Origin of the sequence: Bradyrhizobium sp. (assembly GCF_050014615.1) — a bacterium.
In the GTDB taxonomy this organism is placed as follows: Bacteria; Pseudomonadota; Alphaproteobacteria; order Rhizobiales; family Xanthobacteraceae; genus Bradyrhizobium.
In genome coordinates this window covers 1-8,489 of the sequence record NZ_JBEKCZ010000218.1, presented here as the reverse complement: position 1 = coordinate 8,489, position 8,489 = coordinate 1, and the positions used below count along the sequence as shown (strand labels likewise).

Annotated in this window: 9 protein-coding genes; 7 read left to right on the top strand and 2 right to left on the bottom strand. The window is 64.3% G+C overall.

What is annotated here, in order from left to right; genetic code table 11:
- Positions 1-46 precede the first annotated feature (46 nt).
- Together ABR948_RS25460 and ABR948_RS25455 are read left to right on the top strand one after the other, a co-directional pair.
- Positions 47-250: a tautomerase family protein gene (locus tag ABR948_RS25460; RefSeq protein ID WP_428123265.1), complete on the top strand. Its 204-nt coding sequence runs from the start codon at positions 47-49 to the stop codon at positions 248-250.
- Between the two features lie 153 nt (positions 251-403).
- A complete protein-coding gene (locus ABR948_RS25455) occupies positions 404-799 on the top strand; it encodes a thioesterase family protein (RefSeq protein ID WP_428123264.1) in 396 nt (131 codons plus the stop codon).
- A 9-nt stretch (positions 800-808) separates the two neighbouring features.
- Here ABR948_RS25455 and proC read toward each other — a convergent pair whose 3' ends face one another.
- Entirely contained in the window at positions 809-1,573 is a 765-nt protein-coding gene (proC, locus tag ABR948_RS25450) for a pyrroline-5-carboxylate reductase (protein ID WP_428123266.1), read from the bottom strand.
- Between the two features lie 245 nt (positions 1,574-1,818).
- Positions 1,819-2,319, bottom strand: coding sequence for a type III secretion system chaperone family protein (locus tag ABR948_RS25445; protein ID WP_428123262.1), 501 nt, complete (start codon positions 2,317-2,319; stop codon positions 1,819-1,821).
- A gap of 395 nt (positions 2,320-2,714) precedes the next feature.
- Here ABR948_RS25445 and ABR948_RS25440 point away from each other — a divergent pair, with 395 nt between their 5' ends.
- From ABR948_RS25440 to ABR948_RS25420, 5 genes are all read left to right on the top strand, one after another.
- The gene (locus tag ABR948_RS25440; RefSeq protein ID WP_428123260.1) at positions 2,715-3,257 is read left to right on the top strand and encodes a 6,7-dimethyl-8-ribityllumazine synthase; all 543 of its coding nucleotides are present in this window, start codon (positions 2,715-2,717) and stop codon (positions 3,255-3,257) included.
- A 140-nt stretch (positions 3,258-3,397) separates the two neighbouring features.
- Positions 3,398-4,621, top strand: coding sequence for an MHYT domain-containing protein (locus tag ABR948_RS25435; RefSeq protein WP_428123259.1), 1,224 nt, complete (start codon positions 3,398-3,400; stop codon positions 4,619-4,621).
- 194 nt (positions 4,622-4,815) lie between these two features.
- Positions 4,816-5,679, top strand: a complete 864-nt coding sequence (locus ABR948_RS25430) for an FAD binding domain-containing protein (protein WP_428123257.1) — start codon at positions 4,816-4,818, stop codon at positions 5,677-5,679.
- Between the two features lie 13 nt (positions 5,680-5,692).
- Positions 5,693-6,202, top strand: coding sequence for a (2Fe-2S)-binding protein (locus tag ABR948_RS25425; protein WP_428123256.1), 510 nt, complete (start codon positions 5,693-5,695; stop codon positions 6,200-6,202).
- A partial coding sequence (locus ABR948_RS25420) for an aerobic carbon-monoxide dehydrogenase large subunit (RefSeq protein ID WP_428123255.1) occupies positions 6,199-8,489 on the top strand: 2,291 nt, incomplete at its 3' end. The genes ABR948_RS25425 and ABR948_RS25420, both read left to right, overlap by 4 nt.

The following is an 8,489-nucleotide window of genomic DNA, read 5'->3' as shown; positions in this document are numbered from 1 at the left end:
GCAAGGCAGAGACAGTGTTCGTAGCAAGAGAAAAGGGAGACCAAAAATGCCTGAAATTACCATCAGCATGGCCGCGGGCCGCACCGACGATCAGAAGGCCGGCATGATGCGCGACATCACGCAGGCGCTGGTGAAGAACCTCGGCGTCGATGCCGACGCCGTCGTGATCCAGATCAACGAAGCCCCGCTGGCCCACAAGATGAAGGGCGGCAAGACCTTCGTCGAGCGCAAGGCGATGCAGAGCAAGTAGCGCTCACTTTCGTCGTCCCGGCGAAAGCCGGGACCCATAATCCCGGGCGTTCGTTGTTTGGAAGGCGTCGGCCATCCGGCCCTAACGCAGGTTCACGGCGTATGGGTCCCGGCGTTCGCCGGGACGACGCTGTCATCATTCTCGGATCATCCCATGGATGCACGCGACGTCATCAAAATCGGCATGAGCGCCGAACGAACGCTGGTGGTGCCGCCGGAGCGCACGGTCGGGCATTTTGTCCCTGATATGCCGATGGTCTATGCGACGCCGATGATGATCCTGGAAATGGAAATGGCGTCCGCCGATGCCACCAATCCCTTTCTGGAGCCAGGCTGGGTCACGGTCGGCACCGAGGTCGATATCCGCCATCTCGCCGCCACGCCGGTTGGTGCGACGGTGCGGACCACAGCGCGGGTGATCGCGGTCGAGCGCCGCGTGATCCGCTTCGAGGTCGAGGCTTTTGATGACAAGCGCCGGATCGGCGAGGGCCGCCATGCGCGGGGGCTGGTCAATGTCGAGGCGTTCACCAAGCGGTTGGGGGCGGGTTAAAGAAGCCTGCTACTTCGCCAATTCCTTCGAGCGCCGCGTCGCCGCGGCGACGGCACGGGTCAATAGCGGCTGCATTCCGTCTTTTGCCATCAGCACCTCCAGCGCCGCGGCGGTGGTGCCGCCGGGCGAGGTGACGTTCTGGCGCAGCGTCGCCGATGCCAGCTCCGAGCGATGCAGCAATTCGCCGGAGCCGGCGACGGTTTCTCGCGCCAGTTTGGTGGCGAGATCGGGCGGCAGCCCCGCTTCGACGCCGGCGCGCGCCAGTTCCTCGGCCAGCAGGAAAACGTAAGCGGGGCCGGAACCGGAAACCGCGGTCACCGCGTCCATCAAACTCTCGTCATCGACCCATTCGACCGATCCGGTGGCGCGCAAGAGCGCATCGGCGACCGCGCGCTGGTCGGCGCTGACATTGTTGGCCGCCACCGCGACCGTGATGCCGCGGCCGATCGCGGCCGGCGTATTGGGCATCGCGCGCACCACGCTGCCGCCGCAGATCGCCTCGATCGAGGCGATGGTGGTTCCCGCCATGATCGACACCACCAGCGTGGCCGGTCCGGCAAACGGTTTTATCTGGGGCCCGGCTTCGCGGAACGACTGCGGTTTCAGCGCCACCACCAGCGTCGCGGCGGCGCCGATATCCTTTGCCGTGGGATTGAGGCGGATGCCTTTGGTCAGCAGCGCGCGAATCTCATCGGAGGGATGCGGCTCGATCACCACGACTTTCTTTGGGGCGAGGCCCCGCGCCAGCCACCCCGCCAGCATCGCGCCCCCCATCTTGCCGGCGCCGGCGAGGACGATGGGACTACTGATGTTTTGCAAAGCGTTCGCGGGGTTCAAAGCTATCACCACAAATACGGTTGTCGTCCCTGCGTACGCAGGGACCCATAACCACTAACGTTTCTAGTGAAGCACAGGACAGGCCACAAGCGCTTTACGCGAACTCGCCGGCACGGCGTATGGGTCCCTGCGTTCGCAGGGACGACTCCGAATGTGTGGCAAGCGCCTGCGCTAAAGAACGCTTACGCCTCGCCTTCGGTGTCGAACATCGCGGCACTCATGGCTTCCGCCGGGGTCTTGCCGGCCCAGACCACGAACTGGAACGCCGGATAATAGCGCTCGCAGGCGTGGATGGCGCTGACCAGCATGGTTTCGCATTGCGCGGCCGAGGCGGTGAGCCCGCCCGGCAGCACCAGCGCCTGCCGGTACATGATCATGCCGGTGTGGGTCCAGATATCGAAATGCCCGACCCATAATTGTTCGTTGATCGCCGCGATCAGCCGCTGCACTTCGGCGCGGCGCGGCGAGGGAATCTTCATGTCGAAGGCGCAGGCCAGGTGCAGCGCCTCGATCTCGCCCATCCAGGTGAAGGACAGCTGGTAATCGGTCCAGTCGCCCTTGGAGACGATCGTGACCTCGTCGTCGCCGGAGCGTTCGAACGACCAGTTGTTATCGGCGGCGATATCCTCGACCACCGCGAGCGGGTTGTTCCGGGAATCGATGATGCCTTCGAGGAGGGACATGCCGTCTCGACCTTGCCATTAAAATAATCGGATACGAGTGTGATACGCACGAGCTCGGCGCGACACGCGCTGAGATGACGCGCCGTTGCCGACTGCAATCCCCGGATGGTCCGGAGCCTGCGAGGATCAACTGATGTGATTTGCGGAATCCGCGCAACCGCACCCCGAGTCCGTCCACAGGCAATGCGCGGCTCGTCCACAGCTCATCGCTGACATAATTATTAATTTGAGAACAAACCGGAATCGGATTCGCGCGGCGCCTTAATCGTTAATTTTTTCCGGTCCGAATCGCGCGCCGGAATCTCGTCCGGAGACCGGCTCTGGCGTCATGGCTGTGCTGCATCCCGAGGGTGAAGGTGCTTGCTGGCGTCCCGGCGCTTGGGCATAGTTCCCCGATGACGCAGCCGCCGCAAGAAACCACTCAAGAACCCGTCGAAGCAGCTCCCGAAAAGGTCGAAGTGCCGCCGGAATATCCGCGCTTCGCCAAACCGCAACGGGTCGCCTTCGTGCAGTCGGCCTGGCATCGCGAGGTCGTGGAAGTATGCCGCCTTGCGTTCCTGGCCGAGATCGAAGCGCGCCACATCGCGCGGGCGCAGATCGATGTGTTCGAGGTGCCCGGTGCATTCGAGATTCCGCTGCACGTGCAACTTTTGGCCAAGACGCGGCGCTACACCGCGATCGTCGCGGCGGGACTGGTGATCGACGACGAATATATCGCCGAAACCGTGATCAAGGCGCTGATGGATGTGCAGTTGCGAACCGAAGTTCCGGTGTTCTCGGCGGTGGTGACGCCGCAGCAGTTCCAGGAGACCGCGGCGCATGTCGATTTCTTCCGCAAGCACTTTGCGACCAAGGGCGTCGAAGTCGCGGAGGCCTGCGCCAACACCCTGCTCAGCCTCGAGCGGCTGCGCGGCCAAGTCGCGGCGGGGATTGTGTAGGCGGGATAAGTTTGGAGGGATCGCAAGGCTTCGATCGGATCGCAAGCCTTCGATCGGATAGATTGTCATTTCCGCCGCCACACCTGTAAAGTCGGCGGCGGGAGGCGGCATGCCCGTGGAGACGGGTGGCCGAAACGATCATGTTCGAAGGACACGATCCCTATCTCGTCGCGCTCTCGGTGGTGATCGCGATCCTGGGAGGTTACACCGGTTTCGGCCTCGCGGCCCGCATCCGCGGGACGCCGGGCGTGAGCCGTCGCGTGTTGCTGGCGGGCGCGGCCGCCTTCCTCGCGGTCGGCATCTGGACCATGCATTTCATCGGCATGCTGGCCGCGCCGATCCCGGCGGATACGGTCTATCTGGTGCTCCCGACCATCATCTCGTTCCTGATCTGCGCGCTGGTGGTCGGCGTTTCCCTGTTTTTCGTCAGCGTCGGTGAGAAGTCGCAGCGGCGCGTGGTCTCCTCGGCGGTGCTGCTCGGGGCCGGCATCGCCAGCATGCATTACGTCGGGATTCATGGTCTCGCCGGCGATTTCGCCATCGAGCACGACACGACGATGATTTTGCTGTCGGTCGCGGTCGCGATCGTCGCCGCCTATGGCGGCCTGCGCGCGTTTCTGGCCCGGCAGGATGGCGTGCGCCTGATCGCAAGCTCGATCGCGTTCGGCGTCGCGGTATCGGGCATGCACTATACCGCGATGGAGGGCATGCATTTCGTCCCGCTGTCGGCGGTGGCACACCACCATGGCGGCGGCCTGGCGGCGTCGCCGCAAATCCTCTCGGTGGTGGTGGCGGTGCTCTGCTTCGTGATCGCGGCCGGCTTCCTGCTGTCGCTGGTGCCGGATCCGCGCCGGCGGGCGGGGCGCGACCTAACAGGCGAAACCGGGCTTGTTCCGGCGGAGGCCGGTACCATGATGGACGGCGTCTTTGCTCCCGGACCGGATCAGGGCGCGGCCACGGGCCAGCGGGTGATTTCGGCGCCATTGGGCGGCATCGGCCAGCCGCCGCGCGCCGCGCCGGTGGTCCGGCTGCCGGTCGAGGGCGCCGACGGCACGCATTTCATTGATACGGCTGATGTGCGCAGCGTTAGGGCCGACGCTCATTATACCCGGGTCCATGACGGCACCCGCGAGCGGATGTGCCCCTGGTCGATTTCGGAGGCCGAGGCGCAGCTCGATCCCGGCCTGTTCGTCCGGGTGCATCGCAGCCATATCGTGGCGATTCCGCATGTCTCCTTCGTGCGCAAGGAAGGCGATGGCGCGGTGATCGAGCTCGATGGCCCCTCGCCGCATCGTGTCCCCGTGAGCCGTGCCAAGATGGCCGAGCTCAAGGCCCGGCTTGGTCTCGCCCGGCGCCACGCATAGCCCCAACAGCGCGGATTAGGTCGCGAGGACTGACGCATTTCGTGCGTTCTAGTCCGCATCTCGTGCGAATTTCCTTAGTCCGTGACCGCGTCGCCGCGCTCGCCTTGCCCGCGAAAAATTCCGGGAACAGCCTGCTCTCAACGTCCGAGTTCAAAAAGACGCATGTTTAAAAAGACCCTTTGGAGGAGGAGACGATGATTCCTGGCCCGTTCAGCTATCACCGGCCTGCGACCGTGGCCGATGCGGTCAAGCTGCTCTCGACATTGGGCGACGAAGCCCGGCCTCTCGCCGGCGGCCACAGTCTGGTCCCGATGATGAAGCTTCGGCTCGCCACCCCCGAACATCTGGTCGATCTGCATGGCATCGACGCCCTCAAAGGCGTCCGCCGCGACGGCGGCAAGATCGTGATCGGCGCGATGACCACCCAGCATGAATTGCTGGCGTCCGACGAAATCGCCAAATCGCTGCCGATCCTGCACGAGACCGCGCTTCTGATCGCCGATCCGCAGGTGCGCTACCGCGGCACCCTCGGCGGCAATGTCGCCAATGGCGATCCCGGCAACGACATGCCGGCGCTGATGCTGACGCTCGGCGCCAGCTACCGGCTCGAAGGGCCGGCGGGCGGGCGCGATATCGCCGCCGCCGAATTCTACCAGGGCGCTTATTTCACCGCACTCGAGCCCGGCGAAATCCTGACCGCGATTTCAATTCCGGCGCCGGCCGCCGGTCACGGCTACGCCTATGAGAAACTAAAACGCAAGATCGGCGATTACGCCACCGCGGCGGCGGCGGTCGTGCTCACCATGGCCGGCGGCAAGGTCGCCAGTTGCGCGATCGGTCTCACCAATCTGCACGAAACCCCGCTGCTCGCGGGGGATGCCGCCAAGGCCGTGATCGGAACCAGCCTTGACGCGGCGACGCTGAAGAAGGCCGCGGCGGCGGCGGTGGCGATCATGTCGCCGGCCGCCGATGCCCGCGGGCCGGTGGAATACCGCAAGCATGTCGGCGGCATCATGGTGACGCGGGCGCTGACCCGCGCCGCCGGCCGCGCAAGTTAAGAGGGGATCAAAAATGGCAAAGACCCAAAAAACCCATGTGACCATGAAGGTGAACGGCGCCGAGGTCGAAGGCCTGGTCGAACCGCGCACGCTGCTGGTGCATTTCATCCGCGAGAACCTGCTGCTCACCGGCACCCATATCGGCTGCGAGACCACCCATTGCGGCGCCTGCACCGTCGACCTCGACGGCATGTCGGTGAAGAGCTGCACGGTGTTCGCGGTCCAGGCGCAGGGTTCCGAGATCACCACGATCGAGGGCGTCGCCAATGCCGACGGCACGCTGTCCGCGCTGCAGGAAGGCTTTCGGATGATGCACGGGCTGCAATGCGGCTTCTGCACGCCGGGCATGATCCTGCGCGCGCAGCGGCTGCTGCAGGAAAATCCAAGGCCGTCCGAGGCGGAAATCCGGATGGGCATTTCCGGCAACATCTGCCGCTGCACCGGCTACCAGAACATCGTCAGAGCGATCCAGTACGCCGCCGACAAGATCAATGGCGTCGAATTCAAGGAGGCTGCGGAATGAACGACCTCACTCCCACGCGGGAACAACGCACCGCTGCCCTCGAAGGCATGGGCTGCAAGCGCAAGCGGGTCGAAGACGCCCGCTTCACCCAGGGCAAGGGCAATTATGTCGACGACGTCAAGCTGCCGGGCATGCTGCATGGCGACTTCGTCCGCTCGCCGCACGCCCATGCGCGCGTCAAGTCGATCAACTCAGAAGAGGCGCTGAAGGTGCCGGGCGTATTGGCTGTCATCACCGCCGAAACGCTGAAAACCGTCAATCTCGCCTGGATGCCGACGCTGGCCGGCGACGTGCAGATGGTGCTGGCCGACGGCAAGGTGCTGTTCCAGAATCAGGAAGTCGCCTTCGTGGTCGCCACCGACCGCTATGCCGCCGATGACGGCATCAACAAGGTCGTGGTCGAATACGAACCGCTCCCGGTCGTGATCGATCCGTTCAAGGCGATGGACAAGGACGCGCCGGTGCTGCGTGAAGACCTTGCCGGCAAAACCTCGGGCGCGCACGGCCCGCGCAAGCACCACAATCATATCTTCGAGTGGACCGTCGGCGACAAGGATCTCACCGACGCCGCCTTCCGCAAGGCCGAGGTCACGATCAAGGAGATGATCTCTTATCACCGCACCCATCCATGTCCGCTGGAAACCTGCCAGTGCGTGTGCTCGTTCGACAAGATCAAGGGCGAGCTGACGATCTGGGGCACCTTCCAGGCGCCGCACGTGATCCGCACCGTGGTGGCGCTGATCGCCAAGCTCCCCGAGCAGAAGATCCACGTGATCTCGCCCGACGTCGGCGGCGGTTTCGGCAACAAGGTCGGCGCCTATCCCGGCTACATCTGCGCCGCGGTGGCTTCGATCGTCACCGGCAAGCCCGTGAAATGGGTCGAGGACCGCATCGAGAACCTGACCGCGACGTCGTTTGCGCGCGATTATCACATGACCACCGAAATTGCGGCGACCAAGGAGGGCAAGGTCACGGGGCTTCGCGTCCACGTGCTGGCCGATCACGGCGCGTTCGACGCCTGCGCCGATCCGTCGAAATGGCCGGCCGGTTTCTTCAATATCGTGACCGGGTCTTACGACTTTCCGGTCGCGCATCTCAGCGTGGATGGCATCTACACCAACAAGGCACCGGGCGGCGTCGCCTATCGCTGCTCGTTCCGGGTCACCGAAGCGGCCTACTGCATCGAACGCGGCATGGATATCCTGGCGCAGAAACTCGGGATGGACCCGGCCGAGCTGCGGCTGAAGAACTTCATCAAGGCGGAGCAGTTCCCGTATCACTCGGCGTTGGGCTGGGAATATGATTCCGGCGACTATCACACCGCGATGCGCAAGATGATGGAAACGGTCGACTATGCCGGCCTGCGCAAGCAGCAGGCGGCGCAGCGTGCGGCGTTCAAGCGCGGCGAGACCCGCGAGATCATGGGCCTCGGGGTGTCGTTCTTCACCGAGATCGTGGGCGCCGGGCCGTCGAAGAATTGCGACATCCTGGGGATCGCGATGTTCGATTCCTGCGAGATACGCCTGCATCCGACCGGCGCCGGCATTGCCCGTGTCGGCACCAAGAGCACCGGCCAGGGTCACGAGACCACCTGGGCGCAGATCATCGCCACCGAGATCGGCATTCCCGCCGACAACATCATGGTCGAGGAAGGCAACACCGATACCGCTCCCTACGGGCTCGGCACCTACGGTTCGCGCTCGACGCCGGTGGCCGGTGCCGCGATCGCGATGGCGGCGCGCAAGATCAAGGCCAAGGCGCAGATGATCGCGGCCTACAAGCTTGAGGTGCACGAAGGCGACCTCGAATGGGATATCGACGGGTTCCGGGTCAAGGGCCTGCCGGAGAAGTCGATGTCGATGAAGGACATCTGCTGGGCGGCCTACAATTCGGTGCCGCCGGGGATGGAGCCGGGCCTCGAGGCGGTGAGCTATTACGATCCGCCCAACATGACCTATCCGTTCGGGGCCTATATCTGCGTCATGACCATCGATGTCGATACCGGGGTCCACACCATCAAGCGTTTCTACGCGCTCGACGATTGCGGCACCCGCATCAATCCGATGATCATCGAGGGCCAGGTGCATGGCGGACTGACCGAAGCCTTTGCGATCGCGATGGGCCAGGAGATCCGTTACGACGACGAAGGCAATGTGGTGACCGGGTCGTTCATGGATTTCTTCATGCCGACCGCGGTCGAGACCCCGCATTGGGAGACCGACTTCACCGTGACGCCGTCGCCGCACCATCCGATCGGCGCCAAGGGCGTCGGCGAGAGCCCGAATGT